We start from the raw sequence: 17,424 nt of genomic DNA, 5'->3' as shown, positions 1-17,424 counted from the left end.
CTGGAGAAACAGCTTGTGTCGCCGGCCGCCGCGACGGCCGGCATGCGTGGAGTCGGGCAACCATCATCAGGAGTCTTCCTGTTCCTCCTCGTCACCCAACGTCGGTTCATCACTACTCATGGGGGCCTCTTCTTCCACCGGCTCATCTTCTTCCACCGGCTCATCGCTCCCCATGGGCTCCTCTTCCACCGGTTCATCGCTCCCCATGGGCTCCTCTTCCATCGGTTCCTGGCTCCCCATGGGCTCCTCATTCTCTCCGGCACCATCCTGCATGCCGGGATCCTGAGCCGGTTCCTCCATGGGAGCATCCTGCTCCAGCGGCGGCATGTCGTCGTCGTTGTCACAACCGGCCAGGGCCAGGCTGCCCAACGACAGCGCCACAATGGAGGCGGCGGCTGCCAGGCGGCGTCCAGTGCCGGGGATACGAGTCTGCTTGTCGTGCGTCATGTGAAAGGTCCCCCCTGTCGTTCCATGTTCACCCTGAAGCAGCACAAGGCATGCCAGTCTCGGTCATTTCAATAAAGAACCTTTAATATCATGAGAAAGCAAAGATCCTGCAGCCCTCTCCTCGCCTGCCAGGTGGGCTGATACGCTGGTGCAAACTGACACATGGGTCAGGACTGCCTCATCGCGGCGGGCACGACCGGCTCGCGGCACCGGAGCAACGTCAAAAAGCGACGGGGAGGCATCCGCTGGATGCCTCCCCGTCGTCATCGAGTGCTGGCCCCGAGATCAGCCGGGCGAGAGTCCCCGCAGCCGCTCGCCGCGACGCCGCAGCAACTCGAGGGTGGTGAGCAGCAGCATCGAGAGCACCACCAGCAGGGTGGCCACGGCCAGGATGGTGGGGCTGATCTGCTCGCGGATGCCCGACCACATCTGGATCGGCATGGTGCGCTGCTCGGGACCGGCGATGAACAGCACCACCACCACCTCGTCGAAGGACGTGATGAAGGCGAACAGCGCCCCCGACACCACGCCGGGCGTGACCAACGGCAACACCACCTTGAAGAAGGTCCGGGTTGGGTTGGCGCCCAGGCTGTGGGCGGCGCGGATCAGGGTGGTATCGAAGCTCGACAGCGTCGCCGTGACCGTGATCACCACGAAGGGAATGCCCAGGGCGGTATGGGCCAGGATCACCCCCAGGTAGGTCTGGGCCAGGTTGATCTTGGAGAAGAAAAAGAACATCGCCGCGGCGGAGATGATCAGCGGCACGATCATCGGCGAGATCAGCAGCGCCATGATGGCTCCCCGGGCCGGCATGTGACGGCTGGAGAGCCCCAGCGCCGCGATGGTCCCGAGCACCGTCGCCAGGATCGTCGAGGCGATGCCGATGATGAAGCTGTTCTTGATGGCACCGAGCCAGGCGCTGGAGGTGAAGAAGTCCTGGTACCAGCGCAGCGAGTAGCCGGCTGGATCGAACCGCAGCATCGCCTCCGAGAAGGTGAAGTAGGGCTCGGCGTTGAACGACAGCGGAATGATCACCAGCAGCGGCCCGATCAGGAACAGGAAGATCAGTGCGCAGAGGCCCAGGAAGACGTAGTGCCAGAGGCGTTCGCCACGGGTGGCATAGGAAGGAATGGCCATCGGATTACCCCAGCTTGACCTTGTCGACGCCGATCAGGCGATTGAAGACCAGATAGAAGACCACCACCACGAACAGCAGGATCGAGGCGATCGCCGCGGCGAGCCCCCAGTTCAGCGAGGTCTGCATGTGGTAGGCGATGTAGTTGGTGATGAAACGACCGGACTGACCACCCACCAGCGCCGGGGTGATGTAGTAGCCGATCGACAGGATGTACACCAGGATGCCGCCGGCGGCGATGCCCGGGATGGTCAACGGGAAGTAGACCCGACGAAAGCTCAGGAAGGGCTTGCCGCCCAGCGAGCGCGCCGCACGCATGTAGCTCGGCGGGATGGTCTTCATCACCGAGTAGAGCGGCAGGATCATGAACGGCAGCAGGATATGCGTCATGGCGATGATGGTGCCGGTCTTGTTGTGGATCATCTGCCAGCGCGCCTCGTCGGCGATCACCCCGATGGCCACCATCATGTCGTTGAGCACCCCCTGGGACTGCAGGATGGCGATCCAGGTGGTGGTGCGCACCAGCAGCGAGGTCCAGAACGGCAGCAGCACCAGGATCATCAGCAGGTTGGAGTGGCGCAGCGGCAGGTTGGCGAGCAGGAAGGCCACCGGGTAGCCGAGCAGCAGGGTCAGGCCGGTGATCACGGCACTCATCCAGAAGGTGCGCCAGAACAGTGACACATGGATCTCGAGATGAGGCGGCACCTTGACGAGCTCGCCGTCAGGGGTCAACTGGCGATCCACCGCCGCCAGGTAGTAGGAGGGTGTATAGGGCGAGGCTTCGCGCTGGATCAGCTTCCAGGTGTCGAGCTCCCCCCAGGTGTCGTTGATCTCGATCAGCGACTTGCGGTAAGGCGGTTCGACGCTGCGCAACGATCGCGCGGTGCGGGTGATCGTCGAGCGCATGCCGGACTTCTCGTAGTTCAAGCGGCTCGACAGCAGCCCGAGGTTGCGGGCCGCCTGGCCTTCGCGCAGGTCCTCCACCAGGGCGGCGAAGACCGGCTCGTCGGGTAGCGACTCGCCATCCCACCCCTCCAGGGCCGCGACGGTACGCGACAGCTGGGTGGAGACCTCGGGGTTGTCGACGCTGCGCCACAGCATGTCGAAGATCGGCATGACGAAGGCGACCACCAGGAACAGCAGCAACGGCGACACCAGCAGGAAGGCCTTGACCTTCGAGCGGCGCACGGCGCGGCGCAGGCTGACCTTGAGCGGCACGCCATCGGCGGTGGTCAGGGAAGCAGGGGGTGATTCGGACACGCAGGCCTCTCCATCGAGCGAAGAAAGCGATCGGAATGCATCGGCGGGAACGACGGGCGCCGCCACCCGCGAGACGGGTGGCGGCGCGGCCTCACTGGGCCAGCCAGGCGTCGAAGCGCTGAGTCAGCTCGTCGTTGTAGTCGGCCCAGAACTCGTCATCCTTCTGGATGGCGGTGGCGAAGTTGGGACCGTAGGTCGGCATGTGCTCTTCCATCTCGATGCCGGTCTCGGCATGGGTCGAGACGAACTCCGCCGAGGACTTCCGCGCCGGGCCGTAGGAGATGTACTTCGCCTGGTCGGCGAGGCGCTGGGTATCGGTGGCGAAGTAGAGATAGTCCTTGACCTTGTCGAGCTTGCCGGTGGGCACCACCCAGCCGTCGAGCTCGAACACCTGGGCGTCCCAGATGATCTCGAAGGGCTGGTCCTCGGTGACCATGGCGTTGAAGATGCGGCCGTTGTAGGCCGACCCGAAGGCCACCTCCTGGTCGGCGAGCAACTGCGGCGGCTGGGCGCCCTCTTCCCACCAGATCACCTCGTCCTTGATGGTGTCGAGCTTGGCGAAGGCACGCTGGATGCCCTCCTCGGACTCGAGCACGTCGTAGACGTCTTCCGGTGCCACGCCGTCGGCCACCAGTGCCCACTCGAGGTTGTTGATCGGCTTGCGTATCAGGGTCCGCTTACCCGGGAAGTTCTCCAGGTCGAAGACATCGGCGATGGTGCTGGGCTGGTTGTCCTCGGGAAACATCTCGGTGTTGAAGGCGACGACGTTGGAGTAGACGATCGAGGCGACGAAGCACTCGCCCAGGGCGCCGTCGACGAAATCCTCGCTGGGCGGGGTGCCGTCGGGGGCGTCGGCCAGCAGCTCGTCATGGTCCAGGGGTTCGAGCAGCCCTTCGGCGCAGGCGATCATGGCATCCGACGGCAGCATGTCGACCAGGTCCCAGGTGACGTTGCCCGCCTGAAACTGGGCACGCAGCCCGGCCAGAGCGTTGCCGCTGCGGTCGATGTTGACGACCTCGCCGCCGTTCATCTCCATCCAGGGTTCGTGATAGGCCTTCTGCTGGCTCATGCTGTAGGCCCCGCCCCAGGAGACGATATTGAGCGTCTCCTGGGCCTGGACCGTGGCCGCCAGGCCAAGGCCGGTCATGCCCGCCATCGCGATGGCGATGCCCAGGCGTCCCTTGCGACTGTTGATGTCTTGCTGTGTCATGCTGCTTCTCCACGCCTTGTTGTTCGTTTGTGTGACATCGTTGTTCGTTCGTGTGACATCGATCCACCGGCACTCCCGCCGGCCTCGGGCCGCAACCCTGTCCTTCCTCTCTGCTCGGTCTCGCTACGACATCTCGCCGAGACGCCCTCAGGCATCCAGGGCGCGACAGTCGCCCCAGGACCAGCCGACCTCGATGGTCTGCCCCGGTGTCAGCGCCGGGTGTCCCTTGGCGTTGGGCGTCTTGATGATGAATTCGTCGTTGCCGCAGACACGCAGCCGTGTGCGCAGGTGGTCACCGAGATAGATGACCTCCATCACCTCGCCGTGGAACCGGTTGTCGTGGTCCGTGCCCTCGCCGCCGACGAGGATATCGACCCGCTCCGGGCGCAGCGAGAGCGTGGTGCGCGACCCGGCCTCTCCCGAGGCCACGGCCCTCGCCAGTACCGTGTCGCCGTTGTCGAGGCGTACCCGGCAGCGTGCGCCGCTGTTCTCCACCACCTCACCGATCAAGCGATTGTTCTCACCGATGAAGTAGGCGACGAAGGCATTCTCCGGCTCCTCGTAGAGGGTCTCGGGGGAAGCCAGTTGCTGCACGACGCCATCGTTGAACACCGCGATGCGGTCCGACATGGTCAGCGCCTCGGTCTGGTCGTGGGTGACGTAGATCATGGTCACGCCGAGGCTGGCATGAATCCGCTTGATCTCGTACTGCATCTCCTCGCGCAGATTCTTGTCCAGCGCCCCAAGGGGCTCGTCCATCAGCACCAGGTCGGGTTCGAAGACCAGGGCGCGGGCCAGGGCGACGCGCTGCTGCTGACCGCCGGAGAGCTGGGCCGGCCGGCGGTCACCGAACTCCTCGAGGCGCACCATCGCCAGGGCATGGGCCACCTTGCGCTTGATCTCCTCCTTCGAGAGATGGCGCACTTCCAGCGGGAAGGCGAGGTTCTCGGCCACTGTCATGTGGGGAAAGAGGGCGTAGTTCTGGAAGACCATGCCGATGCCCCGCTTGTGGGGCGGCAGGCCGCTGATCGGTTCGTTCTTGAGCAGGATCTCGCCGTGGGTCGGGGTCTCGAAGCCCGCCATCATCATCAGGCAGGTGGTCTTGCCCGAGCCCGAGGGCCCCAGCAGGGTGACGAACTCCCCCTGCCGAATGTCCAGGTTGAACCCCTTGACGACCAGTTCGACACCGTCATAACTCTTCTGGACATTGACGAAACGGGCAAAGCACGACGAGGCTTCTGTCATCGCTATCGTGTCCTCCTCGACTGCGAGGGTCTCGTTCATGAAAACTCCCTGGTGAGGGCCCGCTGGAGTAAAGCATGATCCGACCTGGCGTACGGTCGCATCACGGGGCCTGCATGATTTATTCTTGTAACTTAATGTGTAATGCCGACCATAAGGGTTGCATGGGAGCACCGCAATCCCCGCTGTGGACAATTAGCGTTGAACACCTGTTTACACACCCCCCCTGGAAAGTCTGCTACGTCCGCCTAGCACCTGGAGACTCGGAGGCAGGTGCCCGGCCCTTGACCACCAGCACCACCCCGGCGATGGCGATGGCCATGCCCGCCAGCGCCGGGAGCGGTAGCCGCTCGTCGAAGAGGATCCAGGCTTCCAGCGCCGTCACCGGGGGTACCAGGTAGAAGAGGCTGGCGACCCGCGAGGCCTCGCCGCGCTTGATCAGCGCCATCAGCAGCAGGATGGCGGCGATCGACAGCACCAGCACCAGCCAGCCCAGGGTCAGGGCGAAGGTCGGGGTCCAGTCGATGCGGCGCTCCTCGAACAGCAGCGCCCCCAGCCCGAGTACCACCCCGGCGCCCAGGTATTGCACCACGGTACCCGAGAGCAACGGCATCCCCACGCAGTGGCGCTTCTGGTAGAGGGTACCCAGCGAGATGCCGACCAGCGCCACCACCACGCTGGCGAGCGCGCCGATGCCGAATCCCTGGAAGAGGCCGTCACCCGGATCCAGCTTGCCGCCGAGTACCAGGGTGATGCCGGCGAGCCCCAGCGCCAGGCCGAGCCACTGGCGGGGTGCCAGCCGCTCGTCGAGCAGCGGCCCGGCGAGCACGGCGGTCAGCAGCGGCTGGAGCCCCACCAGCAGCGAGGCCAGTCCCGCCGGCATGCCCTGGTAGATGCCGTAGAAGACCCCGCCCAGATAGGCGCCGTGGACCAGCAGCCCGGAGACGGCGATATGCCCCCACAGCCGTGCTCCCCGGGGCCAGCCGCCTCCCAGCAGCTGGACCAGCGGCACCAGCAGCGCCAGGGTCAGCACGAAACGCACGAACAGGAAGGTGAAGGGTTCGGCGTAGGGCAGGCCGAACTTGGCGCCGATGAAGCCGGTGCTCCAGAGCGCCACGAACAGGATGGGCATGGCGGCCAGCCAGGCCGAGGAGAGCGGGGAGGCGGACGATGAGGTCATTTCGAGAGCGACATCCGGGTCAGGGGGTCCAGGGGCATCGATGGAGACGGCTTCGACCATACTGTGCCACCGCGGTTTAGCAAAGCACGATGTCCCGGCGGAGTGATTCATTTCGATAACGAATCCCATTATCGACTTTACCAATGGGTGCAGAAAGCGTTCATGGCGCCTCCCCAGGCGGAGCACCTGCTCACGCCGTCTCTTAATGGAGACGATTGTTAATATTTATGTACTTTTTGTTTCATTTAATTACATAAAAATTCTGAACGGGGTCCGCTCGCCGTCGTCTCAGGGAAGCCATTCATACCGCAACACCCTGGAGGTATTCATGAAAAGGATGACTGCACTGTTCTCGGCTGCCCTGCTTTCCGCGGGCATGATGACCGCCACGGCTCATGCCCAGCAGGACCCGGCCCAGGCCCCCGAGCAGCCGCAGGCGGCGGCTCCGGCCCAGGACTTCTCCGACGAGCAGCTGCAGCAGTTCGCCGATGCCTCCCAGGAGATCGCCGTGATTTCCCAGGAGTACACCGAGCGTCTGCAGGCTGCCGAGGACGAATCCTCCCAGCAGGAAGTGCGCATGGAAGCCAACGACAGGATGGTCGAGGTGGTCGAGGACAGCGGTCTCGACGTGGATACCTTCAACGCCATCGGCCAAGCCATCCAGCAGGACCCCGAGCTGATGCAACGGGTTCAGGAGATGGCGAATCCCTCCTGAGGGAATCCTGCGCTCACCGCGGCCACCAGGGCCGGCGGTATCGAGGGCCACCCCGTCACGGGGTGGCCCTCGTCGTATGGGGCGGCTTTACAGCCCGGGGCCGAGCCCCCAGACTGGTCGGGACCGAGACGATTGCCGGAGTCTGACGCATGGACGTTGAACTGCTGGAGATTCGCCAGCACATGGGGCGCTTCCCGCCCTTCGATGCGATTTCCGACGATCTGCTCGACGAGCTGGCGGGTAGCGTGGAGGTGGCCTACTTCAAGGCCGGCAGCGACATCCTGCTCCTCGACCAGGAACTCCACGAGCTCTGCTACATCCGCAGCGGGGCGGTGGAGGTCTACCGCCGCAACGGCGAGCTCTACAATCGTCGTGGTGAAGGCGACATCTTCGGGCAGTTCAGCCTGCTGCGGAACCATCGGGTCCGTTATCCCGTGCGGGCGATGGAAGACACCCTGATCTATTTCATCCCCGAGGCAATCTTCCATCGGCTTTGCGAGGAGGACGAGCTCTTCGCCGACTTCGTCGAGTTGCTGCGTCCCCGTCTCGAGAGCGCGGTGGAGCAGCAGAAGAAGAACAACGACATGATGATCACTCGGGTGCGCAAGCTGGTCACGCGCTACCCGGTCATGGTGGAGGCTGCCACCACGGTGCAGGAGGCGGCCCGCCAGATCACCGATTACGGAGCCTCGGCGATACTGGTGCTCGATGCACCCGGCGACAACCCGCGCTATACCTTCCGCGACAGCGAGGAGCGCGCCTGGCAGGTGTGCGGCATCCTCACCGACAGCGACTTCCGCAAGCGGGTGGTGGCCGAGGGGCTGCCGCCCGACACGCCGGTGGGCGAGGTGATCGGTGACCGGCCGATCGCCATCCAGTCCGACGAGTCGGTCTACGAGGCGATGCTCACCATGCTGCGCAATAACATTCACCACCTGCCGGTCATGCACCGCCGCCATCCGGTGGGCATCGTCCACCTCTCCGACATCATCCGCTACGAGACCCACTCCAGCCTCTACCTGGTCAACAACATCTACAGCCAGCCCAGCGCCGCCGGGCTGGCACGGCTCGCCCCGGACGTTAGCGCGACCTTCGTGCGCATGGTCGAGGACGGCGCCGACTCGCGGATGATCGGCAGTGCGCTCTCCACCATCGGGCGCAGCTTCACGCGCAGGTTGCTGGAACTGGCCGAGGAGGAGCTGGGACCGCCGCCGGTGCCCTACTGCTTCATGGCGCTGGGCTCCATGGCGCGCAACGAGCAAAGCGTCGTCACCGACCAGGACAACGCCCTGGTGCTCGCCGACGATTTCGATCCCGAGCGGCACGACGCCTACTTCCTCGAACTAGCCAAACGGGTCAGCGACGGCCTGGATGCCTGCGGCTATCCCTACTGCAGCGGCGACATCATGGCCACCAACCCGCAGTGGCGCCAGCCGCTGTCGGTGTGGAAAGGGTACTTCCGCGACTGGATCCGTGACCCCACCCCCGAGCGCCTGCTGCACAGCTCGATCTTCTTCGACCTGGACCCGGTGTATGGCGAGAACGTCTTCGTCGAGCAGCTCCAGGACCTGGTGGCCGAGCTGGCGCCGAAGAGCCCGCTGTTTCTCGCGGCGATGGCGCGCAACGCCCTGAACCGCACACCGCCGCTGGGCTTCTTCCGCACCTTCGTGATGGAGAAGGACGGCAAGCACAACAACTCGATCAACCTCAAGCGGCGCGGCACCGCCCCGCTCACCGACCTGATCCGCATCCATGCCCTGGCCTGCGGCTCCCGGGCCCAGAACAGCTTCTCGCGGCTCGACGACATCGACCGCACCCAACTGCTGGCCCCCGGGGTGAGCGACAAGCTGCGCTACGCCCTGGAGTTCCTCAGCATGTCGCGCATTCGTCACCAGGTGATCGACCTGCAGCACGAGCACGCCCCCGACAACAACATCGAGCCGGGGAACGTCGCCGACGACGAGCGGCACAACCTGAAGGATGCCTTCCAGGTGCTGAGCAATGCCCAGAAGTTCCTCAAGTTCCGCTACCCCATCCCCTCCACCGCCGACCGCCGGAGGCACTAGGGCGATGGTTAACCTGCGTCCGGCTCGCCACCGCGCGTCGTCCGACTGGCCGGCCTACCTGGCCGACCGAGCGGCACGGAGGCGCCATCCGCTGCTCGCCGACTATTTCGCCACCGGTTGCCCGGCCGCCGAGACGCCCATCGCCGAGGTCCCCATGGTCGCCATGGACATGGAGACCACCGGGCTCGATGCCCGGCGGCACGCCATCGTCAGCATCGGCCTGGTGCCCTTCAGCCTGTCGCGTATCCGCCTCGCCGAGCGGCGGTACTGGGTGGTGCGGCCGTCCCGCCCGCTGAGCCACGAGTCGGTGACCTATCACCATATCACCCATTCCGAGGTGGCCGCCGCCCCGGACCTGGCGGCGATACTTCCCGACCTGCTCGAGGCCCTGGCCGGACGCCTGGCGGTGGTCCACTACCGCCATATAGAGCGGCCCTTCCTCAGCGAGGCGGTGCGGGCGCGGCTCGGAGAGGGGCTGCGTTTCCCGATGATCGACACCATGTCGCTGGAGGCGCGGATCCATCGCCAGTCGCTGTGGGCCCGGTTTCGTCGCTGGCTGGGCCGCCCGCCGGTCTCGATCCGTCTGCAGAACAGCCGGGCACGCTACGGCCTGCCCGCCTACCAGGGGCACCATGCCCTGACCGATGCCCTGGCCACCGCCGAGCTGCTGCAGGCGCAGATCGCCGCGCATTACACACCCGAGACGCCGGTGGGGCAGTTATGGAGCTAGCGGCTCGGGAGGAAGGCAGGTACCGAAACGAAGGAGGGCGGCCCGCAGGCCGCCCTCGTCGTCGCTGGCTTGAGTCGGGTCAGGCCCTGGGCTCGCTCATCAGGCCCTTGACGATGGCGTAGCAGGCCGCCAGCAGCACCAGGGTGAAGGGCAGGCCGGTGGTGATCACCGCGGTCTGCAGGGCCGTGAGGCCGCCGCCCAGTAGCAGGGCGATGGCGATGGCACCCTCGATAACGGCCCAGAACACGCGCTGGGGCTTGGGTGCGTCGACCTTGCCACCGGCGGTGATGGAGTCGATCACCAGCGACCCGGAGTCGGAGGAGGTGATGAAGAACACCATCACCAGCACGATGGCCACGAAGGAGGTGATGGCCGTCAGCGGCAGCTGGCCGAGCATCTCGAAGAGCTGCAGCTCGAGGGCCGCCTCCCGGACGCCTTCGAAGCCCTGGTTGACGGCCTGGTCGATGGCGGTGCCGCCGAAGGAGGTCATCCACAACACCGAGACGATGGACGGCACCAGCAGCACGGCGATCAGGAACTCGCGGACCGTGCGCCCACGGCTGACCCGGGCGATGAACATGCCGACGAACGGCGACCAGGCGATCCACCAGGCCCAGTAGAAGGCGGTCCAGCCCTGGCTGAAGTTGGCGTCCTCACGCCCGAAGGGGTTGGACAGCGCCGGCAGGTTCACGGCATAGGAGAGCAGGTTCTCGAAGAAGCCGGTGATGATCATCAGGGTCGGGCCCACCAGGATCACGAACAGCAGCAGCAGGGCAGCGAGCACCATGTTGAGCTGCGACAGCCGCTTCACGCCCTTGTCGACGCCGAGCACCACCGAGACCAGTGCCACGGCGGTAATGCCCATGATCAACAGCACCATGGTGGTGTTGGTGGCGGGCACGCCGAACAGGTAGCCAAGCCCCGCGGTGGCCTGGGTGGCACCCAGCCCCAGCGAAGTGGCCAGCCCGAACAGGGTGGCAAACACCGCCAGGATGTCGATCACGTGCCCTGGCCAGCCCCAGACGCGCTCGCCCAGGATCGGGTAGAAGATCGAGCGCATGGTCAGTGGCAGCCCCTTGTTATAGGAGAACAGCGCCAGCGCCAGGGCCACCACGGCATAGATCCCCCAGGGGTGCAGCCCCCAGTGGAAGATGGTGGCGGCCATGCCCAGCGAAATGGCGCCCGACTCGTTGCCGGCGGCGGCACCCAGCGGCGCCCAGTCGGTGCGTGCACCATTCTCCGCGGCAACGCCGCCGAGGGCGGTGTCGAAGTGCGTGATCGGCTCTGAGACCCCGTAGAACATCAGGCCGATGCCCATGCCGGCGGCGAAGAGCATGGAGAACCAGCCCAGGTAGCTGAAGTCCGGCTTGGCATGCATGCCGCCGATCCGAACCTTGGCCAGGGGGGTGAAGATCAGCACGATGGAGAGGACCACGAAGATATTGGCGGCCAGCAGGAAGAACCACGACAGGTTCCCGGTCAGAAAACTGAACATGGCATTGAAGATGGGCTCGACCTGGTCCTGCAGGGCCAGCGTGATGATCACGAAGAACAGGATCACCAGCGAGGAGAAGGTGAAGACCTTGCCGTGCAGGTCGAGGTTGATCCCCAGGGGGCTGGCGGTGATGTTGTCCTGACCGATCACGTAGTCGGTATCGATCAGGTTGGCGGGCCCTTCCGGGGCCGGGATGCCTTCCGAAGGCTGGCTCGCTGCCGCGGCGCCTTCGTCTTGAGAATGCTTTTCCATGGAGCGTTCTCCCCTCAGTTCGTCAGGTTCTTGTTGTCGGGCGGTTTCGAGGACAGGCGCTCACTGCTTGGCGGGCCTGACCAGGAACACCGACACGTCGGTATGGGTGGCGACCTTGCCGCCGTGGGATGTCATCAGCACGTCCAGGTGCTGCGGCGGGTGGGTCGGCATGACCACCAGGTCTGCGCCCACCGCATCGATGGCCTCGATCAAGAGATTGTCGAGGTCGGCGATCGGATCGGGGTCGGTGATGAGGTGCGTGCTGACGGGCTGGCCGTGCACCTGGGAGCGCTGCTCGGCGAAGGTCTCGAGTTTCTGCTGGTACTCCTCGGGGGTTCTGGCCACGCTGCCCGGCGTCGTGGCAGTGACCCCGACATAACAGACCTCGGCGTCATAGTGACGCGCCAGATCGGCCACCGTCTTCAGGGCGGGCTCGATAACGTCGAGGTGTGCCAGGTCCACCGGCACCATGATCTTGCGATACATGTTCAGTCTCCTTGCTCCCTATGGGGCTATTATTGTGGATGGTTTTTGTTGTGGGTGGTATCGATGCGGTCTCCATGCTCTCCAGTGTGGTGCGTCTTGAGGGTAACGCCATTCATTTCGTCAAACGATCGTGGCCGACCGTTGGGCATGCCCTGACGATGGTACGCCATGAGCAGGGCTTACCCAACGGTCGGCGCCCGGGTTCTGTCTGCACCGCCAGGGAAGGTTTAGCGAGAGAAGACCACCGTGCGGTTGGCATGCAGGAAGACCCGTCGCTCCACGTGCAGGCCCACCGCCCGGGATAGGGTCAGGCATTCGATGTCGCGCCCCTTGGCCACCAGGTTCTCGGGGTAATCGGCGTGGCTGACCGGCTCCACCCCCTGGGTGATGATCGGGCCCTCGTCGAGATCGTCGTTGATGTAGTGGGCGGTGGCCCCGACCAGCTTGACCCCTTTGTCGTAGGCCTGATGGTAGGGCCGCGCGCCCTTGAAGCCGGGCAGCAGCGAGTGGTGAATGTTGATCGCGCGCCCGCTGAGACGGCGACACATCTCGCTCGAGAGCACCTGCATGTAGCGCGCCAGGATCACCAACTCGGCGCCGGTCTCCTCGATCACCCGCCAGACCCTGGCCTCCTGCTCGGCCTTGGTCTCCGGGGTGATCGGCAAGTGGTGGTAGGGCAGGTCGTGCCAGGCCGCCAGCGGTTCCAGGTCCGGGTGGTTGGAGACCACGGCCCGGATCTCGATCGGCAGCTGGCCGGTGCGATAGCGATAGAGCAGGTCGTTGAGGCAGTGATCGGCCTTCGAGACCATGATCACCACCGGCATGCGTGCCCCCGGCGCGGTCAGCTCGAAGGTCATGGCGAACTCGGCCGCCCGCTCCGAGAACGCCTCGCGGAAGGTCTCGGCGTCGAAGTCGGGCGCTGGCGGCCGGAACTCGGTTCGGATGAAGAAATGACCGCTGAGCCGGTCATCGAAGGATTGCTGCTCGGTGATGTAGCAGCGCTGCTCCTTGAGGAAGCGGGTGACCACGTCCACGGTGCCCAGGCGACTCGGGCACTGGGCGGCCAGGATCCAGGTATCGGCGGGTTGGCTCATTCTCGGCCCCTCCAGTACATCGGGCCGGGGCATGCCCCGGCCCGACCGGGTTGTGACCCCTCGGGGTCGTCGAGTCACGCCGCCACGACGCCGATGGCGTACTCCTCGCCGGCATCCAGCAGCCAGCGATAGCAGTAGTCGGCGAAGCTGCGCCGGATCACCAGTTCCCAGCGTGACTCGTCGGGGCGCCGCAGGATCGTGGTGGTCTTGGCGAACACCGTGGTCACCCCCTTGCCAACCGGGAAGTGCTGCGGATCCGCGTCGTAGATCACCGACTTCATCAACAGCTCCGGCACGGCGTCTCCCTCCAGTTCGAGCAGGGTTTGGCCGCCGCTGACGTTGACGATGGCGAAGCTGGCATCGCCGAGGCGTTCGCGCAGGCGACCCTCGAGCGCGAACTCCTCGCCACCGGGTACGATCAGCAGCCACTCGTCGGGCGAGAGCCACTGGATCGACCGCTCGCCGGAGGCATCCAGCACCAGCCCCTGCGGCCGGCCGGGCAGGTTCATGCCGAGCTCGTCACGCACCGCCTCGTCGAGCACGATGGCCCCGCCGCGCAGGATCAGGTGGCCGAGGAAGGGTCGCTCGCGCATCACCACCCGGCTGGCGGCGCCGGCCGCCGGCGCCCCGCTGCGATGGAAGGAGTAGGCCAGCGGCGATTCGGCCGGAATGGCCGCATCGGCTCGGGAATCGTACAGGTTTACGTTAGACATGCTGACGCTCTCCCTTGGGATCGACGAAGATCGGGCTCGTGATCTCGGCTGCGTGGGTGGTGCCGTCGGCCATGGGCAGGTAGACGGTCTCGCCGAGCTTCTGGTGGCCGCCCTTGACCACCGCCAGGGCGAAGCCGCTGTCCAGGGTCGGGCTGTAGTAGCTCGAGGTCACGTGGCCGACCATCGGCACGGGAACCGGATGCTTGGGATCGAGGACGATCTGGGCGCCCTCCTCCAGCACCACCTTGGGGTCCTTCGGCTTCAGGCCCACCAGCTGCTTGCGGTTCTCCCGCGCGGTGTCGCTGCGGGTCAGGGCGCGCTTGCCGATCCACGAGAACGGCTTGTCGTAGCCCACGCACCACTGCATCCCCAGGTCCTCCGGGGTCACCGAGCCGTCGGTGTCCTGGCCGACGATGATGAAGCCCTTCTCGGCGCGCAGGACATGCATGGTCTCGGTGCCGTAGGGCGTCAGGCCATACTTCTCGCCGTGCTCGAACAGCGCCTTCCAGACGTGCATGGCGTAGTGGGCCTGGACGTTGATCTCGAAGGTCAGTTCGCCGGTGAAGGAGATGCGGAAGACCCGCGCCGGCACGCCGGCGACCTTGCCCTCGCGCCAGTCCATGAACTTGAAGCTATCGCGATCCAGGTCGATGTCGGTGAGTTCCGCCAGCAGCTTGCGCGACTCCGGCCCGGTGATGGTCATGGTCGCCCAGTGATCGGTCACCGAGGTGAAGGTCACGTCCAGCTCCGGCCACTCGGTCTGATGCCACAGCTCCAGCCACTCGAGGATCGCCGCGGCGCCGCCGGTGGTGGTGGTCATCACGAAGTGGTTGTCGGCCAGGCAGCTGGTCACGCCGTCGTCGGTGACCATGCCGTCGTCCTTGCACATCAGGCCGTAGCGGCACTTGCCGACGGCGAGCTTCTCCCACTTGTTGGTGTAGATGCGGCCGAGGAACTCCCGGGCGTCCGGTCCCTGGATGTCGATCTTGCCGAGCGTCGAGGCATCGAGGATGCCGACGGCCTCGCGCACCGCCCGGCACTCCCGGGCCACCGCCTCATGCATCGTCTCGAGCTTGCCGGCGACACGCAGGGGATAGTACCAGGGGCGCTTCCACTGGCCCACGTCCTCGAACTCGGCGCCGTGCTCCACGTGCCACTGATGCAGCGCGGTGTAGCGCTCGGGGTCGAACAGTTCGCCGCAGTGACGCCCGACGATGGCACCGAAGGTCACTGGCGTATAGTTGGGGCGGAACACCGTGGTGCCGACCTCGGGGATCGTGCGTCCCAGGCAGCGCGCGGCGATGGCCATGCCGTTGATGTTGCCGAGCTTGCCCTGGTCGGTGCCGAAGCCCATGGCGGTGTAGCGCTTGACGTGCTCGATGGACTCGAAGCCCTCGCGGGTGGCGAGTTCGATACCCGCCGCGGTAACGTCGTTCTGCAGGTCGACGAACTGCTTGGGCGCGCGCAGGGTCGGCTTCTCGTGGGGCACCTGGTAGAGCGCGCAGGCCCGGCCTTCGCGGATGGCATCGACCCGCGGCAGCTCGACGCTCGCGGCGGTATAGCCGCAGGCCGCGGCGGCCTGGCTACCCGTCTCGACGCCATCGGCCAGCACCTGGGGCAGCGCGTAGGTGCCCCGGGCACCCCCGGTGGCAGAGACGCCCTTCACCAGGCTCGGCACGAAGCCGAGGATCTCGTCGTTCCAGGTGGGCCGGGCACCGGTGTGCGAGGCCAGGTGGATCACCGGGCTGTAACCGCCGGAGCTGGCGATGGTATCGCAGTGGAGCTCCTCCACCGCACCGGCGACCGCGAAGCGGTCGAGATCGACCCGGGCGACGCGGGCCGCGGTGACACGCTTGTCGCCCTTGGCCTCGATCACCGCACTGCCGGTGACCACCCGAATGCCTCGGGAACGGGCCTGATCGACCAGTTCACCGTCCGGCGCTTCGCGGGCATCGACGATGGCCACCACCTCGCGGCCCGCCTCCTGCCAATCCAGGGCGGCGCGGTAGGCGTGGTCGTTGCTGGTGGAGAGCACCAGTTTCTGGCCCGGCACCACCCCGTAACGGCGGATATAGGTGGAGACGGCACCGGCCAGCAGATTGCCTGGCACGTCGTTGCCCGCATAGACCAGCGGCCGCTCATGGGTGCCGGTGGCGAGGATCACCCGGCCGGCACGCACCCGATGCAGGCGAGACCTCACCTGGCGATGGCCATTGGCGAGCGGCGCGGTCTCGGCCAGGTGCTCGGTGCGGCGCTCGTGCAGGGTGACGAAGTTGTGGTCGTGGTAGCCGTTGGCGGTGGTGCGCGGCAGCAGGGTGACGTTGTCGCGCCCACTCAGTTCGGCGACCACCGTGGCCAGCCACTCGCTGGCCGACTCGTCGTCGAGCAGTTCGCGGGAATCGAGCAGCGAGCCGCCCAGTTCCTCCTGCTCGTCGCAGAGGATCACCCGGGCACCGCTGCGGGCGGCGGCCAGCGCCGCCGTCAGCCCCGCCGGACCGGCGCCGATCACCAGCACGTCGCAATGCCGGTGCAGGTGATCGTAGATGTCCGGATCGGCTTCCGCCGGGCTACGGCCCAGGCCGGCGCTCTTGCGGATGTACTTCTCGTAGGTCATCCACAGGGAGGCCGGGGCCATGAAGGTCTTGTAATAGAAACCCGGCGGCATGAACTGGCCGCCCAGCTTGCCGACCAGGCCCATCAGGTCGCGCTGGACATTGGGCCAGCCGTTGGTGCTGCGCGCGGAGAGGCCATCGAACAGCGCCTGCTGGGTGGCGCGTACGTTGGGCACCTGGCCGGCCTCGGAGGCCCCCAGTTGGACGACCGCATTGGGCTCCTCGGCGCCGGCGGCGACGATGCCGCGGGGCCGCGAGTACTTGAAGCTGCGGTTGACGATGTCCACGCCGTTGGCGAGCAGCGCCGAGGCCAGGGTATCGCCGGCATAGCCCTTGTAGGCCTGGCCGTTGAAGGTGAAGCTCAGGGTGCGGGTGCGCTCGATGCGCCCGCCCCGGACGAGACGGTTCGGCTGGCTCATGCCTTGACTCCTTCCTGACGGGCGGTGGCGGCGGACTCGCGCCCGGCCAGCCCCTCGGCGGTGATGGTCGGTTGTTCGCCCATCCGGTAGGTCTCGAGGATCTCGTAGCTCACCGTATGCCGGGTGATGTTGAAGAACTTGCGACAGCCGACGGCATGCACCCACAGCTCGTGGTGCACGCCCCGGGGGTTGTCGCGGAAGAACAGGTAGTCGCCCCACTCCTCGTCGCTGCATGCCTCGGGGTCCAGCGGGCGGGCGATATGCGCCTCGCCCTTGGGGTGGAACTCCTCTTCCTCGCGGAGCTCCTCGCAGTAGGGGCAGTAGATCTGAAACATGTTTTTGTTCCCCCGTCATTCGGGATGAAAGCT

Annotated in this window: 15 protein-coding genes; 3 read left to right on the top strand and 12 right to left on the bottom strand. The window is 65.9% G+C overall.

Annotation, left to right across the window (positions count from 1 at the left end):
- Positions 1-66 precede the first annotated feature (66 nt).
- The 6 genes from QLQ85_RS18725 to QLQ85_RS18700 form a co-directional block, all read right to left on the bottom strand.
- Positions 67-447, bottom strand: a complete 381-nt coding sequence (locus tag QLQ85_RS18725; RefSeq protein WP_282740376.1) for a hypothetical protein — start codon at positions 445-447, stop codon at positions 67-69.
- Positions 448-732: 285 nt separating this feature from the next.
- On the bottom strand, positions 733-1,584 hold the full coding sequence (locus tag QLQ85_RS18720; protein ID WP_282721115.1) for an ABC transporter permease: 852 nt from the start codon (positions 1,582-1,584) through the stop codon (positions 733-735).
- Between the two features lie 4 nt (positions 1,585-1,588).
- Positions 1,589-2,842: an ABC transporter permease gene (locus QLQ85_RS18715; protein ID WP_282740375.1), complete on the bottom strand. Its 1,254-nt coding sequence runs from the start codon at positions 2,840-2,842 to the stop codon at positions 1,589-1,591.
- A gap of 91 nt (positions 2,843-2,933) precedes the next feature.
- The gene (locus QLQ85_RS18710) at positions 2,934-4,052 is read right to left on the bottom strand and encodes an extracellular solute-binding protein (RefSeq protein ID WP_282740374.1); all 1,119 of its coding nucleotides are present in this window, start codon (positions 4,050-4,052) and stop codon (positions 2,934-2,936) included.
- A 147-nt stretch (positions 4,053-4,199) separates the two neighbouring features.
- Positions 4,200-5,336, bottom strand: coding sequence for an ABC transporter ATP-binding protein (locus tag QLQ85_RS18705; protein WP_282740373.1), 1,137 nt, complete (start codon positions 5,334-5,336; stop codon positions 4,200-4,202).
- A gap of 196 nt (positions 5,337-5,532) precedes the next feature.
- Positions 5,533-6,474 (bottom strand): DMT family transporter, encoded by a 942-nt coding sequence (locus tag QLQ85_RS18700; protein WP_282740372.1) that lies wholly within the window; start codon positions 6,472-6,474, stop codon positions 5,533-5,535.
- 328 nt (positions 6,475-6,802) lie between these two features.
- Here QLQ85_RS18700 and QLQ85_RS18695 point away from each other — a divergent pair, with 328 nt between their 5' ends.
- From QLQ85_RS18695 to QLQ85_RS18685, 3 genes are all read left to right on the top strand, one after another.
- Positions 6,803-7,189: a DUF4168 domain-containing protein gene (locus tag QLQ85_RS18695; protein WP_282740371.1), complete on the top strand. Its 387-nt coding sequence runs from the start codon at positions 6,803-6,805 to the stop codon at positions 7,187-7,189.
- Between the two features lie 149 nt (positions 7,190-7,338).
- Positions 7,339-9,255 (top strand): DUF294 nucleotidyltransferase-like domain-containing protein, encoded by a 1,917-nt coding sequence (locus QLQ85_RS18690; RefSeq protein WP_282740370.1) that lies wholly within the window; start codon positions 7,339-7,341, stop codon positions 9,253-9,255.
- A 4-nt stretch (positions 9,256-9,259) separates the two neighbouring features.
- Positions 9,260-9,985, top strand: a complete 726-nt coding sequence (locus tag QLQ85_RS18685; RefSeq protein WP_282740369.1) for a 3'-5' exonuclease — start codon at positions 9,260-9,262, stop codon at positions 9,983-9,985.
- A gap of 79 nt (positions 9,986-10,064) precedes the next feature.
- Here QLQ85_RS18685 and QLQ85_RS18680 read toward each other — a convergent pair whose 3' ends face one another.
- The 6 genes from QLQ85_RS18680 to QLQ85_RS18655 all read right to left on the bottom strand — a co-directional run bounded on the left by QLQ85_RS18680 (position 10,065) and on the right by QLQ85_RS18655 (position 17,391).
- The gene (locus tag QLQ85_RS18680) at positions 10,065-11,732 is read right to left on the bottom strand and encodes a BCCT family transporter (protein WP_282740368.1); all 1,668 of its coding nucleotides are present in this window, start codon (positions 11,730-11,732) and stop codon (positions 10,065-10,067) included.
- 60 nt (positions 11,733-11,792) lie between these two features.
- Complete coding sequence (locus QLQ85_RS18675; RefSeq protein ID WP_282740367.1) at positions 11,793-12,218, bottom strand: universal stress protein; 426 nt, start codon at positions 12,216-12,218, stop codon at positions 11,793-11,795.
- A 227-nt stretch (positions 12,219-12,445) separates the two neighbouring features.
- Positions 12,446-13,312: a formyltetrahydrofolate deformylase gene (purU, locus tag QLQ85_RS18670; RefSeq protein WP_282740366.1), complete on the bottom strand. Its 867-nt coding sequence runs from the start codon at positions 13,310-13,312 to the stop codon at positions 12,446-12,448.
- A 74-nt stretch (positions 13,313-13,386) separates the two neighbouring features.
- The gene (locus QLQ85_RS18665; protein WP_282740365.1) at positions 13,387-14,025 is read right to left on the bottom strand and encodes a sarcosine oxidase subunit gamma; all 639 of its coding nucleotides are present in this window, start codon (positions 14,023-14,025) and stop codon (positions 13,387-13,389) included.
- Positions 14,018-17,056 (bottom strand): sarcosine oxidase subunit alpha, encoded by a 3,039-nt coding sequence (locus tag QLQ85_RS18660; protein WP_282740364.1) that lies wholly within the window; start codon positions 17,054-17,056, stop codon positions 14,018-14,020. Before QLQ85_RS18660 ends, QLQ85_RS18665 begins: the two co-directional genes overlap by 8 nt.
- Positions 17,053-17,391: a sarcosine oxidase subunit delta gene (locus QLQ85_RS18655; RefSeq protein ID WP_282740363.1), complete on the bottom strand. Its 339-nt coding sequence runs from the start codon at positions 17,389-17,391 to the stop codon at positions 17,053-17,055. Before QLQ85_RS18655 ends, QLQ85_RS18660 begins: the two co-directional genes overlap by 4 nt.
- Between the last annotated feature and the right edge of the window lie 33 nt (positions 17,392-17,424).

It is taken from the genome of Halomonas kalidii (genome assembly GCF_030010475.1).
GTDB classification, from domain to species: domain Bacteria; phylum Pseudomonadota; class Gammaproteobacteria; order Pseudomonadales; family Halomonadaceae; genus Halomonas; species Halomonas heilongjiangensis.
This window is presented reverse-complemented; position numbering and strand designations above follow the sequence as displayed.